The organism is Hafnia alvei, from assembly GCF_900095695.1.
Classification (GTDB): Bacteria; Pseudomonadota; Gammaproteobacteria; order Enterobacterales; family Enterobacteriaceae; genus Hafnia; species Hafnia alvei_B.
This window is the reverse complement of sequence record NZ_FMIQ01000049.1, coordinates 47,756-66,207: the sequence shown is the minus strand read 5'-3', so window position 1 is coordinate 66,207 and position 18,452 is coordinate 47,756. Positions and strand designations below refer to the sequence as shown.

Here is an 18,452-nt window from a genome sequence, read left to right as displayed (position 1 = left end):
GCCAAAGGCGTTCCACAAGGCAGAGTTCTAAGCCCAAACAATTTCAAGGTGTCGGAAGTCGGCCAATGCTGATGTCGCTTGAAGGTTACGGGATATACTGGGAGAGAGTTTAAATGCGTAAAATTAAAGGCTTACGCTGGTACATGATAGCCTTGGTTACCGTGGGAACTGTATTGGGTTACTTAACTCGTAACGCCATTGCCGTTGCTGCTCCGACCTTACAAGACACCATGCATATCACCACCCAGCAATACTCTTACATTATTGCTGCGTATTCTGCGTGTTATACCATCATGCAGCCCGTTGCGGGCTATGTGCTTGATGTGCTGGGAACGAAGGTGGGTTATGCACTGTTTGCCATCCTGTGGGCGGTATTCTGTATGGGTACTGCATTAGCCAGTAGCTGGGGTGGTTTAGCTATCGCACGCGGTGCGGTGGGTATGGCTGAAGCCGCGATGATCCCTGCTGGTTTGAAAGCCTCATCCGAATGGTTCCCTGCGAAAGAACGTTCTATCGCCGTGGGTTACTTTAACGTAGGTTCATCGATTGGTGGGATGATTGCGCCTCCATTAGTGGTGTGGGCTATCGTTGCACACAGTTGGGAAATGGCCTTCATTATTACCGGTGCGCTCAGCCTGATTTGGGCAATCTGCTGGTTAATCTTCTACAAACATCCGAAAGACCAGAAGAAACTGTCTGACGAAGAGCGTGATTACATCCTGAGCGGTCAGGAAGCGCATCACCAAACCAACAACGCTAAGCGTATGTCTGCATGGGAAATTCTGCGTAACCGCCAGTTCTGGGGCATTGCTCTGCCACGTTTTCTGGCTGAGCCAGCGTGGGGGACTTTCAATGCTTGGATCCCGCTATTCATGTTCAAAGCCTACGGCTTCAACCTGAAAGAAATTGCGATGTTTGCCTGGATGCCGATGCTGTTTGCTGACGTTGGTTGCGTGCTGGGCGGCTATTTGCCTCCGCTGTTCCAGAAATATTTCAAAGTAAACCTGATTGTTTCGCGTAAGTTGGTTGTCACCATGGGCGCAGTTCTGATGATTGGCCCTGGGATGATCGGCTTGTTCACCAGCCCTTATGCGGCAATCGCTTTGCTGTGTGTAGGTGGTTTTGCTCACCAGTCTCTGTCTGGTGCATTGATCACGTTATCTTCCGATGTCTTTGGGCGTAATGAGGTAGCGACCGCTAACGGTTTGACCGGGATGGCGGCATGGACTGCGAGTACCATGTTTGCGCTAGTCGTCGGGGCATTGGCAGATACTATCGGCTTTAGCCCGCTGTTCGCAGCGCTAGCGGTCTTTGACCTGCTGGGTGCACTGGTTATCTGGACGGTGCTGCAAAACCGTACGGCGGAAGAGGTTGAGGCGGCATCGAGCCATCAGAAAGCAACGGTGTAACCTTCTGATATATTAACGGTTTAAGTTATCGACCGTATCCTTGAAATCCGCCCTTTATCGGCGGATTTTTTTTACCTGTATTTTTTACCCATAACCAGAGCGTTGGGCTCTCTGGTGCCCATATTGGAAAAGTGGTATAACAGATTTAAATCTGCATGTATCACAGCATTTGCCCATTCTTAACCCTAATAGAGCACCATAAATGGAATTCACAGAACCCAGAAGACTGTATCAACAGTTAGCCGCAGAGCTGAAACAGCGCGTCGAATCAGGCGTTTACCCTGTGGGTGAGAAGCTGCCAGCCGAGCGTTTTATCGCCGAAGAGATGAACGTGAGCCGCACAGTGGTTCGCGAGGCTATCATCATGCTGGAGGTAGAGGGCTATGTTGAGGTGCGTAAAGGTTCTGGCATCCATGTCATCAGCAATCAGCCAAAAACGTTGGTTCAGCCCAACCGCAATATTCAGTTTGCGAGTGCAGGGCCGTTTGAGCTGCTGCAAGCACGTCAGCTGATTGAAAGTAATATTGCTGAGTTTGCGGCGACTCAAGTTACAAAGCAGGACATTGTGGCGCTGATGGAAATTCAGGAACATGCGCGTCAGGAAGATCGTTTCCGTGATTCTGAATGGGATTTGAAATTTCATGTGCAGGTCGCTTTGGCCACGCAGAACTCAGCTATGGCTACGATTGTGGAGCAGATGTGGAGCCAGCGTATTCATAACCCGTATTGGCTAAAACTCCATGAGCATATCGATGATGTGTCGATCGAAAGCTGGTGCGAAGATCATGACAAGATCCTCAAAGCGCTAATGCGTAAAGATCCTTACGGCGCGAAGGTGGCGATGTGGCAACATTTGGAAAATACGAAGCAAATGCTTTTCCAAGCAACCACCGATGACTTTGAGTTTAACGTCGATCGCTATCTGTTCGCTGAAAACCCGGTGGTTCATTTGGACGGCGTGACCAACGCTAAATGATTTCACCCAACTGATTGTATGTTGTAAAGAATCGTCGGCTTAATCTATAATTCAATCGGTGATGGTGCTCCACCGTTGGTTGCTAAATTCTCGGCAACTAAAAACCGCCAAAAGAGCTATCTCTTTTCGCTGATGACGCCTGGCAGAAGTCTGAGCTTTATTTCTCTGTTTATTCAGGGCGATAGTGTTTGGCTGCCGGGCTAAAATTCTCTCCCTGTAGTCAATCAAATCGTCGCTGCTAACAGTCTTCATTTATAACATGCTTGTTATTATCAAGGAGCACGCCATGAGCTATGGCCTAACACTACTGATTGTTGCCTTTGGTGGCGCCGTGGGAGCTATTACCCGTTTTCAAATTACCAATTGGTTTAACGGTTGGTTTGGGAATTCATTCCCTTACGCAACGTTGACGGTGAACGTGGTGGGTTGTTTTATCATGGGGTTATTGGTTGCGGCGCTAAATACCGGAACGCTAATTTCTCCTCATTGGCGCCCACTGATTGCGGTTGGTTTTCTGGGGGCATTAACCACCTTTTCCACGTTCTCGTTTGATACCCTAGCGTTGTTTACTCAAGGATTTTGGCTGCGGGCGGCCATGAACGTTATTTTGAATCTGGTGCTGTGTATGATTGCGGTTGCCGCAGGCTATGCGCTGCTAAGCCGTGGTTCAATGCCAGGTTAACCAGTCATGTCTAGCCGTGTTTATTGAGATCGTGTGTTTATTGAGAGTAATAGGTAAACACGGCATGGTTCATTGATCATACTAATACCTACTTTTTTTCCTTCTTGTTTCCTTTTCTTGAACCTCGTGGAAACTAGACGCAAATAAGCCTATATATCGCTAAATTCGTCGTGATAAATGCGTATTTTCTGCTGTTTCCTAGACGGTGATTTTGCTACAGTTAGCCGACTTTTTTCTGCATATGTCTGGAAGCAACAAAATATTGAAGCGTCTTTCGTCTGCCACCGTTATGTTACTGTTGTTATGCTGGGTCAGTATGGCCTCTGGCAAGCAAACGGCTTGGCATTCGCACAATGCGAATCACTATGCTAATCCAGCCTACGTTGTTAAAGCAGATAGCGATTTAGACGAGATATTCATAGACAGTTTGTCCATGTCGGTCATGCAACTGCCTAGTGAACGTCAGCAATATCTTTCTCGTAAATCTAATTCGCGGAAACTGGCGGCGCTGCTGCGCCTCCATATGCAATCGGGATCAGAACAAGGGCGAGCGTCGCCTAAGTTGCCGGATGCTCCTCTACCCCTGCGCGCGGAAATTCCCTATTTCGAAGCCTCTCGACAGTATAGCGCCGAGGTTGTTTCTCTTGCTCTATTACGAACATTACAGCTTCCCCCACATCAAAATCGGCTGGGTGGCTGGAAAGAGAGTAATATTCTATACAGAGGAAAGCTGACGTATGACCAACCGGATGCCACGCGCACGTTGGTTAACTTTAGCTAGCTCCCTGACTCCATCGTCCTTTGTGACGTCCATGAGATGAGCTGGCGGATGGACCTTCCGAATTTTCAGTTAGGAATACTCGATGGATATGATTAACGAATTGATACACGCCCTGTGGCAGCAGGACTATGAAACACTGGCGAATCCATCGCTAGTGTGGACGATTTACGGCATTTTGTTTGTGATTTTATTTCTGGAAAATGGTTTGCTGCCGGCGGCCTTTTTACCGGGTGATAGTTTACTGATCCTCGTCGGCGTGCTGATTGCTAAAGGTACTATGGGCTTTGGCATGACTATTTTTGTGCTAACTACCGCGGCTAGCCTCGGCTGTTGGGTGGGGTATATCCAAGGGCGATGGTTAGGCAATACCAGGCTGGTGCAAAAGTGGCTTTCTCATCTTCCCGCACACTACCATCAGCGCTCGCATCATTTGTTCCACAAGCACGGTCTATCGGCACTGTTGGTCGGACGTTTTCTTGCTTTCGTGCGCACGCTGTTGCCGCTGATTGCGGGTCTTTCGGGTTTAAGCAGCACTCGCTTCCAGTTCTTTAACTGGGTGAGCGGTTTTCTGTGGGTCATTATTTTGACAACGCTAGGCTATGTGCTGGGTAAAACGCCGTTATTCCTGCGTTATGAAGACCAGCTGATGTTCCTGTTGATGATGCTGCCGCTGGTTCTTCTGGTCGTGGGATTGGTGGGGTCATTGGTCGTGCTATGGCGTAAAAAACATGCAACAACACAGCCTGAGCAAAGGAAATAACGTGACTCTGTTACTTATTCAACGGCTTGGATGGAAGCGTGCTTTGCTGCTTTTGGCGCTGATCGTCGCTGCATTTGCATGGTGGGTGGTGCCACATTTGGTGCATAAGGAAACCACGCTGCAAATCAGCGCAACGCAGTCTGGTTTAGCAACGCCCGATGGTTTTTTTGTCTACCAGAAACTCGATGAGCACGGCATCAGTATTAAAAGCATCACGCCAGACGGGAACGGTTTGCTGGTTCATTTAGCTAAGCCCGAACAGCAAGATGAGGCAATGCATGTGCTTCAGACGGTGCTGCCGCGTGGCTATAGCATTGCTTCTAAAACGCATCGGCGCACGCTATTTCAGTCAGGCGAGGGTGACGTCAAGGATCCTCCCAGGCAACCGAGACTTAGCAGCTAAACATTAAAAACAGAGCCTTATGGCTCTGTTTTGGTTTTTAAGGATTGTCTGATTTTTCGATTACCGGCTCCCTTTTTTGACGACAAAGCACCTATTATTTAATGATAGTGATAAGTAATCGTTAATAATTGCAGGTTATAGTTATAACGGTCGGACGCACTTCAGCGATCGCGTTATGCTTATCGAATCGTATGTTTGTTTCGATGATACAAAGATACATGTCCCCGGAGTGGGGCACTTTCAAACTTAATAAGGACTTTTCATGACATTCAAAAAAACCGTAATTTTTGCTATGACCGTTGCCTCTTTGGGCATGATGAGCGCAGCTGCTAATGCTGCGGCGGTGACCTGTGCTAGCAAGCAACAAAGTATTGAAGAACAGATCCAATATGCCCAACAGCACAACAATACGCATCGCGTTGCAGGTTTGCAGAAGGCGCTTAGTGAAGTGAAAAGCAACTGTACTGAAGCCGGGCTACGCGCCGATCTGCAAAAGGACGTAACAGAAAAACAGCAGAAAGTTGCTGAACGCCAGCAGGAGCTCAGCGAAGCTCAGCAAACCGGTAAAACTGACAAAATCAGTAAAAAAGAGAAAAAACTGGTCGAAGCTCAAGATGAGTTGAAAGAGGCGCAGCAGGCGTTAGGGCAGTAATTAGCGTCGCCAAAAAACCGAGTTTTTTCATACCAAATACGGCAGATGCAGAAGGATATGTGGCAATTACCTTTGCGCTCATGGAAAAAGCTCGCTATGTTAAAAGACCATATCAGTAAAGTTAAGGAGTCTAGGAATGGCTAACGATTCAACTTCCGAGCAATTACGTGCTGAACTGAAGTCCCTTGCCGATACCTTAGAAGAAGTTCTGAACTCTTCTACCGATAAGCCGAAGGCCGAGCTGGAAAAAATCCGTGCGAAAGCTGAAAGCGCATTGCAAGGTAGCCGTGCACGCTTGAACGCGGCCGGTGAGAAAGTGGCTGCACAAACCAAAGAGATCGCAGATCGTGCAGATAGCTATGTTCATGACAACCCTTGGACTGGTGTTGGCATCGGCGCAGCGGTCGGTGTGGTGCTAGGCGTACTATTGGCTCGCCGCTAATGCCTGCTGATAACGCAACTTCTCAGGGCCCCGCTCGCGGGGTTCTGAGTACCGCTCAGCGCATTGTCACCATTATTGTTGGCATGGTAGAAACTCGGCTGCGTTTGGCCGTGGTGGAGCTGGAAGAGGAAAAGGCTAACGTTATTCAATTGCTGATGATGGCGGGCATTACGCTGCTGTTTACGGCGTTTGGTTTGATGACGTTGCTGGTTTTGCTCTTTTGGGCGATTGATCCAGCCTATCGTTTGATGGCTTTAGGTATCACCACCGCTGTTTTACTGGGGTTAGCATTAATTGGGGCAATTTGGACTATCACCAAAGCTCGACGATCAACGCTGCTAGGGTCAACTCGCCGGCAGTTAGAGATTGACCGAGAGCTACTGGAAGAGGATCGCAAGTGAGCCGTAATCGACAAGAACTCGCTTTGGAGAAAGCACGTTTGCTGCGTCAAGTTCAGCAGCAACGTCTTGATTTAGCCGGTGAGCGTCGTGCATGGTTGCAGCTCACTGCGAAATTTGACCACCGTGTTTCGGCCGTGATGCGGTTACGCAAATTTATGCTGTTAGGCTCAAGCCTGCTTGCATTATATGGCGCTCGTCATCCGGCTAAAACCGCTCGCTGGACGCGCCGTGCATTCAGTGTATGGGGCGTGGTTAAAGTGGTACGTAAAGCGTTTTACTCAAAATCCTAGCCCAATTTCTCTTTCTTCAAATCGATAAAAATCCCACAAAAATCCTGCGTGTTTATCTAAATTAAAAGTAATAACTTGCGAAATCACTCGCATGCTATCTTTTAACTTATTGTATTTGATTATTTTCTTATAACTTTTTGACTTCAGTTTTTTTGAAGAATTCCAGCAATTTTACTCGCTAACACTCCTTCATGCTTTGTCCTAGTATTAGCCCATCGAGAGAAACGCGCTCCACAATATGGCTAACGCCACATGGATTGCACGCCTCACACCGAACAGCGCTGCATAAGCGGCAACATAAAATTGTCTGGAGCATGAAAATGAGCAACAAATTAGAAAATATCGCACTGCTGGCCGCCCGTATCCTGATGCCAATCCTGTTTATTTCTGCGGGTTGGGGCAAAGTCACTGGCTACGCTGGCACGCAGCAATACATGGAAGCCATGGGTGTTCCCGGCGCACTGTTGCCGCTGACTATTTTATTAGAGCTGGGTGGTGGTTTAGCCGTTCTGTTCGGTTTACTGACTCGCACTACTGCACTGTTTACCGCAGGCTTCACGATTCTGACCGCGTTCCTGTTCCACTCGAACTTTGCGGAAGGTGTTAACCAACTGATGTTCATGAAAAACCTGACTATCGCTGGTGGATACTTGGTTCTGGCAGTTGCAGGCCCTGGCGCATTCAGCATCGACCGTTTACTGAACAAAAAATGGTAATGACTTGCCTTTCTACAGCTCGAATGATTTAGAGTAAAAAGGGCTATAGTGAGATAGTAAAGGGGCGAAAACGCCCCTTTATGCTTTGGTATAAAGTCACTTCCCGGCAAATTATTGGGCACAATCAGGAGGATTTATGGGACAACTCGTTGACGGTATCTGGCAGGATATCTGGTATGACACCAAATCTACCGGTGGACGTTTTAAGCGTTCAAACGCGCAATTCCGTAACTGGGTCACTCCTGATGGATCTGCTGGCCCAAATAATGAACCGGGATTTAAGGCTGAAAAAGATCGCTACCATCTTTATGTCTCTTTGGCCTGTCCGTGGGCACATCGCACGTTGTTAGTTCGAAAGCTCAAGGGGTTGGAAACGCTGATACCTGTTTCCGTGGTCAGCCCGCTGATGCTGGAAAATGGTTGGACGTTTGATCGTTCTTTCCCTGCCGCGACCGGGGATGAACTTTATCAGCATGATTTTCTCTATCAGCTCTATCTACAAGCCGATCCGCACTATACCGGGCGCGTTACTGTCCCTGTGCTGTGGGATAAACAAACCCAAACCATCGTCAGCAATGAATCCTCAGATATCATTCGTATGTTTAATACTGCGTTTGATGATTTAGGCGCTAAGCCGGGTGATTTCTATCCGTTGGAATTGCGTGCTGAGATTGATGAACTCAATAGCTGGGTCTATGACACCGTCAATAATGGCGTCTATAAAGCAGGGTTTGCGACGTCGCAAGAGGCCTATGATGAAGCCGTTAGCGCGGTTTTTGCCTCATTAGATAAGCTGGAAAGCATTCTTGCTCGTCAACGTTACTTAACTGGCGAGCGCTTAACCGAAGCCGATCTTCGTTTGTGGACCACGTTAGTGCGTTTTGACCCAGTATACGTGACGCATTTTAAATGCGATTGGCAGCGGATCAGTGACTATCCGAATCTATATGGATTCCTGCGCGATATCTATCAGATACCGGGTATTAAAGAGACGGTCAATCTAGAACACATCCGTAATCATTATTATCGCAGCCATAAAACCATCAACCCAACGGGCATTATTTCGATCGGGCCAAAGCAAGATCTTGAGGCTCCGCACGGCCGCGATAAACGTTAATTAAGCCGCACTTTAGCGGCAATGCTGTTCACTTAAGCGTGATTTTAGGGGAAGTACACCGATGGGGTCGTAGCAGCTTTAGCTGCCGGAGGCCCCGCGGTGTGCTAGCCCCGTGTATCTCGATCGTTTAAACGAACGGGATTACACCTTAGCGAGACTTCTTTATTTCTCACAAATACAGCGCAGGGCGAATAATCTGCTGTACGCCACGCTGGGTAAGCGCGGCGGCTAGCGTTTCAATATCTTCTTTTGTGGCACTTTGCCATGCCTGCGCGTCACCGCGAACACCATGATGATGAAAGGCGTTAAGGCGTACCGGAATCTCACCGAGTGCGGTAATAAACTGTGCTAATTCATCGACATGTTGCAGATGATCGCTATGCTGTGGGATCACCAGCAGACGCAGTTCGCTGAGCTTGTCGTGTTTTGCCAACCACTGAATACTTTGCTTGATCCTTTGATTATCTCGCCCCGTTAATGCCTTGTGGCATTCGTTTCCCCAAGCTTTAAGATCGATCATAGCACCGTCCATCCATGGTGCGATTTTCTCCCAGCCAGCGGTGGATAGTTCGCCGTTACTGTCGATTAGGCAGGTTAAATGCTTGAGCGTTGGCGTGGATTTAATCGCGGTAAAGAGATCATATAAAAAGGGCAGTTGCAGCGTTGCCTCGCCGCCGCTAACGGTGATCCCATTGATAAACAGCGCATTACGTTTTACCTGTGCTAAAAGGGAATCTACGCTGTAGCGCTGCACCATCGGGCTGGACTGCCGCGTACAGGTTTGCAGGCAGGTATCGCATTGCTGGCAGGCCTTCTCATCCCAGCGCACGCTCCCTTCCACCAGACTTAGTGCCTGATGAGGGCAGGTTGCTACACAGTCGCCGCAGTGGTCACAAAGGCCAATGGTGTAGGGGTTGTGGCAATTTTTACAGTTTAGATTGCACCCTTGCAGAAAAATGGCCAGGCGACTGCCTGGCCCATCGACGCAGGAGAACGGTAAGATCTTACTTACCGAAGCGCATCGTTTGCTCATGGCTAATCACTCGTGGCTGGCGTTGCATAATCCCGGTGTTTTTGGCCGCTTCCTCTCCCAGCCACGTGGTATTTAGGCGAGAGCCTTCCGCATTGAATTTTTCAATATCAGACAGACGCACCATGTAACCGGTGATGCGAACCAGATCGTTGCCGCAGACGTTAGCTGAAAACTCACGCATACCCGCGGCAAAACCTCCGAGGCAAAGCTGCATCATGGCTTCAGGATTGCGCTTGATGGTCTCTTCCAGCGTTAAGATATCGCTGATGCCCGATGTGTAATACGCATGGTGAGGCGCAACGGTCATCAAATGGGTGACGGGATCGGGTTCTGTGCCGTAAGGAATTCGTGCGCCCGGCGTGGTGCCAATGTCAGAACTAATACCCGATTGAGCATGCAGCATGGCACGCTGTTTCCAGCCGTGCTTAACCGGCGTTTGCGCTACAAATTCAGCTAATTGCTCACTGATACGGTAGCCAAGCTGATTAGCCTGCTCATTTTCACCGTAAACTCCCGATAAACCGTCTTTCTCCTGCAAAATATTTACGGCTTCTGCCAACGCATAAATCCCAAACATAGGTACAAAGCGCTGAGGATCGATTAAACCTTCTTTTACGAGAAAGCTTTGCTCAAAGAAATGCGATTGGTTGTAGAGGAAGTCGGTTCGAGCATCAATAATATTAATTTGCTGGCGACAATAATACGGTAGTTGGCGAGTGAAGAAGTCCTGTGAAGACTCGCTGCGTAACGCAACCTGCCGCAAATTAATACGAACTAAGGTGTTTCCGCCCCCGGCAAGCGGCAGAGAATTGTAACAACTGACAATGCCGTAGCCACCTTTTGTGAAAATATTATCATGTACAGGGCCGTTGGCTATGTGAGGCTTACTGCATTCACAAATATTTTTAGCCGCTTGAAGTAACAAAGATTCAGGCGTGATTTGTGGATCGTAAATAAACGTGAGGTTAGGCGCAACCTGCTTCAGCTCTGCATCTACGCGTAAAATCAGGCGAGTCAGTAAGTTATCGTTCGGCCCAATGTTTGCGTGCATAAAGGCATCTGGTAAAGTGCGATCCAGATAACGCCAGAAACGTTTTATGCGGATATATAATTCGTTTTCTGTTAGAATTCCAACATAAGGCAGCAATAAGCTGTCTAAATGACCGAGAAATACCGGCATAGAGGTGACGGAAGGTACATGGTGGTACAGGATGCACAGCATATTTAGTGCGTCGTCAAAGTCCTGCGCCGGTTCCAATTCCAGATATTCGGAGCCCTGTGACAAAAACTTGGCGTAATCCGGCAGAACGTAGCGTGGCTTGTACGGCGCATGCCCTTCAAACATATCGCAAATCACGTTCTCATCCAGTGCCTGACGAGCTTCTGGTGGTAAATTGGGATACGGCAGGGCGTTCTCGGCTTCTAGAGCCAGAAAGTGACGTTTTTGCTCTGGAGACAGCGTTTCGCTGGTCGCAATTTGCTGGCAACGCTGTAGTAAAGCAGGTAGTTCAGAAGTATTGATGGAATTCGTCATAACGCCTCTCTGCGGGCAATAGTGCTGTTTTATCGTCATTCTAAAGAGGATAAGCCAGCGATCTATTGATCCTGATATGGGCCGTGAGAAAGTAATGCGTTTTTCATCTATATAAGAGGTTATTTCGTGATGACAATCACATATAATCTCGAGTTGTTACAGTTGGTTTTTCATCTACTGTGACAGTGAGCACAAATGTGACGGAGGGTTTGTGTTCAAATAGTAACATATGATGTTGACCATGAAGGGCCACATGCGGTGAGATGGATCTCAGTTGCTTTCCGGTCAGAATGACGGAACAGAATCTTCAAGGAACCAAGTCCGCTCGCCAACGTATTGGGATACCTTCAAGGCTTTCGCGCTTATCGTGAACTGTGAAGCCTCCGAGCCCTAAATCATTGTGTCTGAATCTAGGCAAAGCCAGTTCAGCCCAGTTGGAGAGTAAAATGACTGATTTAAAAGTTGCTGCAAAACGTGCGTTACAGTTGATGGATTTGACTACCCTGAACGAAGACGACACCGATGAAAAAGTGATCGCTCTGTGCCATCAGGCAAAAAGCCCAGCTGGTAACACCGCAGCAGTTTGCATCTACCCACGTTTCATCCCAATTGCGCGTAAAACTTTGCGCGAGCAGGGCACCCCTGAAATTCATATCGCTACCGTGACTAACTTCCCGCACGGCAATGATGATATCGCTATTGCACTGGCTGAAACCAAAGCGGCTATCGCTTACGGCGCCGACGAAGTTGACGTGGTATTCCCATACCGCGCGCTGATGGCGGGCAACGAGCAGGTTGGTTTCGACATGGTTAAAGTCTGCAAAGACGCTTGTAACGAAGCAGATGTATTGCTGAAAGTGATCATCGAAACCGGCGAGCTGAAAGACGCTGCGCTTATCCGTAAAGCATCTGAAATCTCTATCAAAGCGGGTGCTGACTTCATCAAAACCTCTACCGGTAAAGTTCCTGTTAACGCCACGCTGGAAAGCGCAGAAATCATGATGACCGTGATCCGTGATATGGGCGTAGGCAAAACCGTTGGCTTCAAGCCTGCTGGTGGTGTTCGCACCGCTGAAGATGCCGCAGAATATCTGGCTCTGGCGGGTCGTTTGCTGGGTGATGACTGGGCTGATTCCCGTCACTTCCGCTTTGGTGCTTCCAGCCTGTTGGCAAGCCTGCTGAAAACGCTGGGCTACGATGCCAAAGGCACTGGCAGCGCTTACTAATTCAGTTTTTGTCTTAATGTTTTTCGCCGCGACGGTTTCGTCGCGGTGATACTTATTGTTTTATTTAAATTATTTGTTCGATACCCAAAATGATTGACGTTGCATTAAGGCGGCAAACATAGCCAACATAGCGGCAACTTCAAGCAGAAAGGGGCGGGGCGTTCCGCAGAACATACCTCTTTAACCTACACACATATCCAATGTCTTGAGCATGCGCTCTAAGCTCTAAGGATATAATCAGCAGGGGGATACAACCTTGTTTCTAGCACAAGAAATTATTCGTAAAAAACGTGATGGCCACGCGCTCAGCGAGGAAGAAATTCGTTTTTTCATCAACGGTATTCGTGACAATACCGTTTCTGAAGGTCAGATCGCGGCATTGGCGATGACTATCTTTTTCCACGATATGATCATGCCTGAACGCGTTGCTCTTACCATGGCAATGCGAGATTCCGGTACGGTTCTGGACTGGAAATCATTGAATCTGAACGGCCCGATTGTGGATAAACACTCCACCGGTGGCGTGGGTGACGTGACTTCATTGATGCTTGGCCCAATGGTGGCGGCATGCGGTGGTTATGTTCCGATGATTTCTGGCCGTGGTTTAGGGCATACCGGCGGTACGCTAGATAAACTGGAAGCAATCCCAGGATTTGACATTTTCCCTGACGATGCGCGTTTCCGTAAAATTATTTCTGAAGTGGGTGTGGCTATTATCGGCCAGACCAACTCTTTGGCACCGGCAGATAAACGTTTCTACGCGACGCGTGACATTACCGCGACCGTCGACTCAATTCCGCTAATCACTGCGTCTATTTTGGCGAAGAAATTGGCGGAAGGGCTTGATGCATTAGTGATGGACGTGAAAGTGGGTTCCGGTGCCTTCATGCCTACTTTTGAGCTCTCCGAAGCGCTGGCGCAGTCTATCGTTGGCGTAGCTAACGGCGCAGGCTGTAAAACAACCGCGTTACTGACTGATATGAATCAGGTTCTGGCGTCAAGCGCTGGTAACGCCGTTGAAGTTCGCGAGTCCGTGCAGTTCCTGACGGGTGAATACCGCAACCCGCGCTTGTTTGAAGTGACTATGGCTTTATGTGCTGAGATGTTGATTTCTGGTAATTTGGCCGCAGATCAACAGGACGCACGCAATAAGCTGCAAGCGGTGCTGGATAACGGCAAAGCGGCAGAGATCTTTGGCTGTATGGTGGCAGCACAAGGCGGCCCGGCTGATTTTGTTGAGCGCTACGATAGCTACTTACCACAGGCCACATTAAGCAAGCCGGTCTTTGCTGAACACGGTGGTATTATTACTGCTATGGATACCCGTGAACTCGGGATGTCAGTGGTTGGACTGGGCGGCGGACGTCGCCGTGCGACTGACAGCATCGATTACAGCGTTGGTTTAACTGATATGGTTCGTTTGGGCGACAGCGTGGATGCGCAGCGTCCATTGGCGATTGTGCATGCGTCCAATGAAGAAGATTGGCAACAGGCTGCTCGTGCAGTACGCAGCGCAATTGTGTTGGGTGACAAGGCTCCGGCAGAAAATCCGGTAGTTTATCGCCGTATCACCGAGTAAACGCCATACTTAACAGGTGTTGGTTAAACCAGCCTTCGGATTAAAACCAGAGAGTCGCCAAGTTTGCATCGGCTCTTTGGTCACAGCGCTAAAGCGCAGGAGAGTAAGATGAAACGTACATTTATCATGGTATTAGACTCATTTGGTATCGGTGCGAGTGAAGATGCTGAACGCTTTGGCGATGTGGGTTCCGATACGCTAGGCCATATTGCTGACGCCTGTGCGCGCGGCGAAGCTGACATTGGTCGCAAAGGCCCGCTGACCTTACCTAACCTGAGCCGTTTAGGCTTAGGTAAAGCGGCTGAAGAATCAACCGGCCGTTTCCCGCAGGGTTTAGATAAAAACGCCGATATCATCGGCGCATATGGCTATGCGAGCGAACTCTCTTCCGGCAAAGACACTCCGTCGGGTCACTGGGAGATTGCCGGTGTTCCCGTTCTGTTCGAGTGGGGCTACTTCTCCGATCATGAAAACAGCTTCCCACAGGAGCTGTTAGATATTCTGGTCAAGCGCGGCAACCTGCCGGGCTATCTGGGTAACTGCCACTCATCGGGTACTGTGATTCTGGACCAGTTGGGTGAAGAACACATGAAAACCGGCAAACCGATTTTCTATACCTCAGCTGACTCCGTATTCCAGATTGCTTGTCATGAAGAAACCTTCGGGCTAGACCGCCTGTATGAGCTGTGTGAAATTGCACGTGAAGAGCTGACTAAGGGTGGTTACAACATTGGCCGCGTGATTGCGCGTCCATTCGTGGGTGATAAGCCCGGTGAGTTCAAGCGTACCGGCAACCGTCATGACTTAGCGGTTGAGCCACCGGCACCAACCATGCTGAAAAAACTGGTTGATGAGAAGGGCGGCGAAGTCGTTTCTATCGGTAAAATTGCTGATATCTACGCTAACGTCGGCATTACGCAGAAAGTGAAAGCGACCGGTATTGATGCGCTGTTTGATGCAACGCTTATCGAGATGGAAAAAGCGGGCAATAACACTATTGTGTTTACCAACTTTGTCGACTTCGACTCCTCTTATGGCCATCGCCGTGACGTTGCTGGTTATGCTGCTGCGCTTGAGCTGTTTGACCGTCGTCTGCCAGAAATGCTGAAATTAGTGAAAGATGACGATATCATCATCTTCACCGCTGACCACGGCTGTGACCCAACATGGGAAGGCTCTGACCATACCCGTGAACACATCCCAGTTCTGGTTTACGGACCTAAAGTAAAACCGGGCTCGTTGGGCCACCGTGAAACCTTCGCAGATATTGGCCAAACCGTAGCAAACTACTTTGGTCTGTCTCCGATGGATTACGGTAAAGTGATGTTTTAATTTCTGAGCGCCACCCGGCTTTAATGAGTCGGGTGGCGTTTCATTTCACAGTTAGCTTGATATTTAGACTTACATACCAAAAGGATACGAATTATGGCTACGCCGCATATTAATGCCGAGATGGGTGATTTTGCAGACGTTGTGTTGATGCCGGGCGATCCGCTGCGCGCCAAACACATTGCTGAAACTTTCCTGCAAGACGTCCGTCAGGTAAACAGCGTGCGCGGCATGCTGGGCTTCACCGGTACTTATAAAGGCCGTAAGATCTCTGTTATGGGCCACGGCATGGGTATCCCATCATGTTCTATCTATGCGAAAGAACTGATCACTGATTTTGGCGTGAAAAAAATCATCCGCGTGGGTTCATGTGGCGCAGTGCGCATGGACGTTAAACTGCGTGACGTCGTTATCGGCATGGGCGCATGTACCGACTCTAAAGTTAACCGCATGCGTTTCAAAGACCACGACTATGCAGCAATTGCGGACTTTGACATGGTGCGTAACGCATCTGACGCAGCGAAAGCCAAAGGCATCAACGCACGCGTAGGTAACATCTTCTCTGCTGACCTGTTCTATACGCCAGACCCGTCTATGTTCGACGTGATGGATAAGTACGGCATTCTGGGTGTGGAAATGGAAGCCGCTGGCATCTACGGCGTTGCCGCTGAGTTTGGTGCGAAAGCGCTGACTATCTGCACCGTTTCTGACCACATTCGTACCCACGAGCAGACCACTGCTGAAGAACGCCAGACCACGTTCAACGACATGATTGAAATCGCGCTGGAATCCGTTCTGCTGGGCGATGCGGAAGAAGCTGCTGCTAAGTAATAGCGAATAGCTGGAATAAGTTTAAAGGCCCCTGAATAGGGGCCTTTTTTGTATTCGTGTTCGGGTGATTAATGGTATTGCGGGAAGGTTTCGGCTGTCTCTCGTTTATGTGGTGAATGGTGAATGGTGAATGGTGAATGGTGAATGGTGTAAGGTTTCGTTCGCCTATCCGCTGCTGTATTCACATACAAACTGGGTAGAAGGCGACCGATGAGGGGCGCCAGCGCGCGCCCCTTCAATCCTCGCGCTTTTATCCGAGACGCCATCTCCGCTCCGGTTTGGTATCGCCCATCCAGGGCGCCCCAAACTCCGCCGGTACATCCCTGTACCGGCGGCTCTCTCTACCAAGACTTAAACAATGAAAAGAAAAGAGAGAAATAAAATAAAAAGATAAGAAGACAAAAATGTCTTTTGTTTTTTTATGTTTAAGGAATGCATTTTAGAGCCGCCAGCAGGGATGCTGGTGGCAGGTTGAGGGCGTACAGGATGTGCGCTCCGAGACCGGTCGGACAAACGACTCGGTAAAAAGCGCGCGAGTTGAGAGTCCCCGCGCAACGGGACTCTCATCGGACGCCTACGTCAGCGGTTTCATGGAAACATAAAAGCTAACCGGCGTACGAAACCTTTCACTGTTCTAATATAAATACAAACAAGGCGACACAATTGCCGCCTTGTTCGTTCAGTGTTCGAAGCGTATAGAACCTACGAATCGATATTACATCAATTTAAATCACTTAGACCCAATCTTACGCAGTGGCTTACCCTGCATCAGATTACGTTCGATGTGTTCCAGAGAGATGTTCTTGGTCTCAGGGATCAGCGCTAGCGTAATGAAGATGAAGATAACGTTCAGACCGGCATAGACCCAGAAGGTGTGTGCGCTACCCAGAGAGTTCAGCATGGTCAGGAAGGTTGCCCCGACGATCATGTTGGCAATCCAGTTGGTTGCGGTTGAACAGGTGATACCAAAATCACGGCCTTTCAGCGGCTGGATTTCAGAACACAGCACCCAAATCAGCGGGCCGGCGCTCATGGCAAAACCGACGATGAAGATCAGCAGCATGATAACGGCAAAGTACTGAGCAAAGACGGAGCTGATACCGATGTTCATCATGGTACCCAATGTGCCCATACCTAAAGCCATCACGATGAAGCCGAGTATCAAGGTTGGCTTACGGCCCCAACGGTCAACTAAACCGATGGCGATGAAGGTGGCCAATACGTTAACCAGACCCACGATAACCGTGCCCCACATCTGCTGCGACGTGCTGGCAAATCCGGCTAAGTCGAAGATTTTTGGTGCGTAATACATAATGACGTTCATACCGGTGAACTGCTGCATCACCTGTAACAACACGCCTAGATAAACGGCACGACGGAAGTTTTTATTGTTAATAAACAACGCCCAACCGCTTTGTTTCACTTTCAGACTTTCGCGAATTTCATCCAGCTCACTTTTGGCTTGTTCACTGGTATCACGTAGTTTTTCTAACACACGGCGGGCTTTTTCATCGCTGCCGCGTGCGGCTAACCAGCGTGGGCTGTCTGGCAGGAAGAAAACACCAATCAACAACAGAATGGCTGGAATGGTGATAACACCCAGCATCCAGCGCCATGCGCCGGTGTAGCTGAAGGCAGTGTCAGAAAGATAGGCGGCCAAAATACCGATGGTGATCATCAATTGGTACATTGAAATCATACTGCCGCGAATCTTTTCTGGAGCAATTTCAGAAAGATAAATCGGAGCTGTATAAGATGCGATACCCACCGCCAATCCCAGTAGTACGCGAGAAAGGATCAGGATTTCAACGTCAGGTGCGAAGGCAGAGAACAGTGAGCCGACCACAAACAGGATTGCGCCAATCATCAAACTGTATTTACGGCCAATGCGGAAGTTCAACCAGCCACTACCTACTGCACCGACTGCCGCACCAAACATCATAGAGCTCACAACCCATTCTTGTTGGGAGCTGGTGATTTGAAACGTCTCGCTGATAAATGGCAAAGCACCAGCGATAACACCAATATCCAGCCCGAACAGTAAGCCTGCCAGCGCAGCTAAAAAGCAGACAAAGAACGTTAGACTGGCATTTGAACGGGTCTTGCGAACCGATTGTGTACTCACGGTAGTACTCATACTGCCTCCGAAAAGAAACTCGTTTGTATGCTTATCATGTTAAGAATCTATGGCGCTAATGTAAGTGCTCCCGATCACATAAATGTAATCGTTTACACCAATGTGGCATTCATATGGAGAGTGAGTCAGCGTGAGATTATGGATTTACTTACAG

The 18,452-nt window shown here is 48.9% G+C and carries 19 protein-coding genes; 16 read left to right on the top strand and 3 right to left on the bottom strand.

Going from position 1 to position 18,452, the window contains the following annotated elements; all coding sequences use genetic code 11:
• Positions 1–113: 113 nt before the first annotated feature.
• From BN1044_RS13120 to BN1044_RS13065, 12 genes are all read left to right on the top strand, one after another.
• Positions 114–1,409, top strand: coding sequence for an MFS transporter (locus BN1044_RS13120; protein WP_072309083.1), 1,296 nt, complete (start codon positions 114–116; stop codon positions 1,407–1,409).
• A 202-nt stretch (positions 1,410–1,611) separates the two neighbouring features.
• Positions 1,612–2,385, top strand: coding sequence for a transcriptional regulator ExuR (exuR, locus tag BN1044_RS13115; RefSeq protein WP_025799089.1), 774 nt, complete (start codon positions 1,612–1,614; stop codon positions 2,383–2,385).
• A 286-nt stretch (positions 2,386–2,671) separates the two neighbouring features.
• Positions 2,672–3,067, top strand: coding sequence for a fluoride efflux transporter CrcB (gene crcB, locus BN1044_RS13110; protein ID WP_025799091.1), 396 nt, complete (start codon positions 2,672–2,674; stop codon positions 3,065–3,067).
• A gap of 289 nt (positions 3,068–3,356) precedes the next feature.
• A complete protein-coding gene (locus BN1044_RS13105) occupies positions 3,357–3,848 on the top strand; it encodes a hypothetical protein (protein WP_247650315.1) in 492 nt (163 codons plus the stop codon).
• A gap of 82 nt (positions 3,849–3,930) precedes the next feature.
• A complete protein-coding gene (locus tag BN1044_RS13100) occupies positions 3,931–4,608 on the top strand; it encodes a DedA family protein (RefSeq protein ID WP_072309082.1) in 678 nt (225 codons plus the stop codon).
• On the top strand, positions 4,577–5,011 hold the full coding sequence (gene mzrA / locus BN1044_RS13095) for an EnvZ/OmpR regulon moderator MzrA (RefSeq protein ID WP_081329587.1): 435 nt from the start codon (positions 4,577–4,579) through the stop codon (positions 5,009–5,011). The genes BN1044_RS13100 and mzrA overlap by 32 nt, the downstream gene beginning before the upstream one ends.
• Before the next feature lie 262 nt (positions 5,012–5,273).
• Positions 5,274–5,663 (top strand): DUF1090 domain-containing protein, encoded by a 390-nt coding sequence (locus BN1044_RS13090; protein ID WP_072309081.1) that lies wholly within the window; start codon positions 5,274–5,276, stop codon positions 5,661–5,663.
• Between the two features lie 136 nt (positions 5,664–5,799).
• Positions 5,800–6,105: an ElaB/YgaM/YqjD family protein gene (locus BN1044_RS13085; protein ID WP_004846778.1), complete on the top strand. Its 306-nt coding sequence runs from the start codon at positions 5,800–5,802 to the stop codon at positions 6,103–6,105.
• Positions 6,105–6,506, top strand: coding sequence for a phage holin family protein (locus BN1044_RS13080; protein WP_072309080.1), 402 nt, complete (start codon positions 6,105–6,107; stop codon positions 6,504–6,506). Before BN1044_RS13085 ends, BN1044_RS13080 begins: the two co-directional genes overlap by 1 nt.
• Positions 6,503–6,796, top strand: coding sequence for a YqjK-like family protein (locus BN1044_RS13075; protein ID WP_072309079.1), 294 nt, complete (start codon positions 6,503–6,505; stop codon positions 6,794–6,796). The genes BN1044_RS13080 and BN1044_RS13075 overlap by 4 nt, the downstream gene beginning before the upstream one ends.
• 320 nt (positions 6,797–7,116) lie before the next feature.
• The gene (locus BN1044_RS13070; RefSeq protein WP_072309078.1) at positions 7,117–7,512 is read left to right on the top strand and encodes a DoxX family protein; all 396 of its coding nucleotides are present in this window, start codon (positions 7,117–7,119) and stop codon (positions 7,510–7,512) included.
• Positions 7,513–7,648: 136 nt separating this feature from the next.
• The gene (locus BN1044_RS13065) at positions 7,649–8,629 is read left to right on the top strand and encodes a glutathione S-transferase family protein (protein WP_072309077.1); all 981 of its coding nucleotides are present in this window, start codon (positions 7,649–7,651) and stop codon (positions 8,627–8,629) included.
• 169 nt (positions 8,630–8,798) lie between these two features.
• On the opposite strand, the gene BN1044_RS13060 is transcribed toward BN1044_RS13065, so the two are convergent.
• Positions 8,799–9,662 carry a YjjW family glycine radical enzyme activase gene (locus tag BN1044_RS13060; protein WP_072309076.1) on the bottom strand — a complete coding sequence of 288 codons (864 nt, stop codon included), beginning with the start codon at positions 9,660–9,662 and terminating at the stop codon, positions 8,799–8,801.
• A complete protein-coding gene (locus BN1044_RS13055; protein WP_139130944.1) occupies positions 9,634–11,196 on the bottom strand; it encodes a YjjI family glycine radical enzyme in 1,563 nt (520 codons plus the stop codon). The genes BN1044_RS13060 and BN1044_RS13055 overlap by 29 nt, the downstream gene beginning before the upstream one ends.
• Positions 11,197–11,642: 446 nt before the next feature.
• On the opposite strand from BN1044_RS13055, the gene deoC reads away from it, so the two are divergent.
• The 4 genes from deoC to deoD all read left to right on the top strand — a co-directional run bounded on the left by deoC (position 11,643) and on the right by deoD (position 16,161).
• A complete protein-coding gene (gene deoC / locus BN1044_RS13050; RefSeq protein WP_072309075.1) occupies positions 11,643–12,422 on the top strand; it encodes a deoxyribose-phosphate aldolase in 780 nt (259 codons plus the stop codon).
• A gap of 256 nt (positions 12,423–12,678) precedes the next feature.
• Positions 12,679–14,001 (top strand): thymidine phosphorylase, encoded by a 1,323-nt coding sequence (gene deoA, locus BN1044_RS13045; protein WP_072309074.1) that lies wholly within the window; start codon positions 12,679–12,681, stop codon positions 13,999–14,001.
• 108 nt (positions 14,002–14,109) lie between these two features.
• Positions 14,110–15,333 (top strand): phosphopentomutase, encoded by a 1,224-nt coding sequence (gene deoB, locus BN1044_RS13040; RefSeq protein WP_072309073.1) that lies wholly within the window; start codon positions 14,110–14,112, stop codon positions 15,331–15,333.
• 93 nt (positions 15,334–15,426) lie between these two features.
• Positions 15,427–16,161, top strand: a complete 735-nt coding sequence (gene deoD / locus BN1044_RS13035; RefSeq protein ID WP_040046209.1) for a purine-nucleoside phosphorylase — start codon at positions 15,427–15,429, stop codon at positions 16,159–16,161.
• 730 nt (positions 16,162–16,891) lie between these two features.
• On the opposite strand, the gene BN1044_RS13025 is transcribed toward deoD, so the two are convergent.
• Entirely contained in the window at positions 16,892–18,298 is a 1,407-nt protein-coding gene (locus tag BN1044_RS13025) for a sugar porter family MFS transporter (protein WP_025799118.1), read from the bottom strand.
• Between the last annotated feature and the right edge of the window lie 154 nt (positions 18,299–18,452).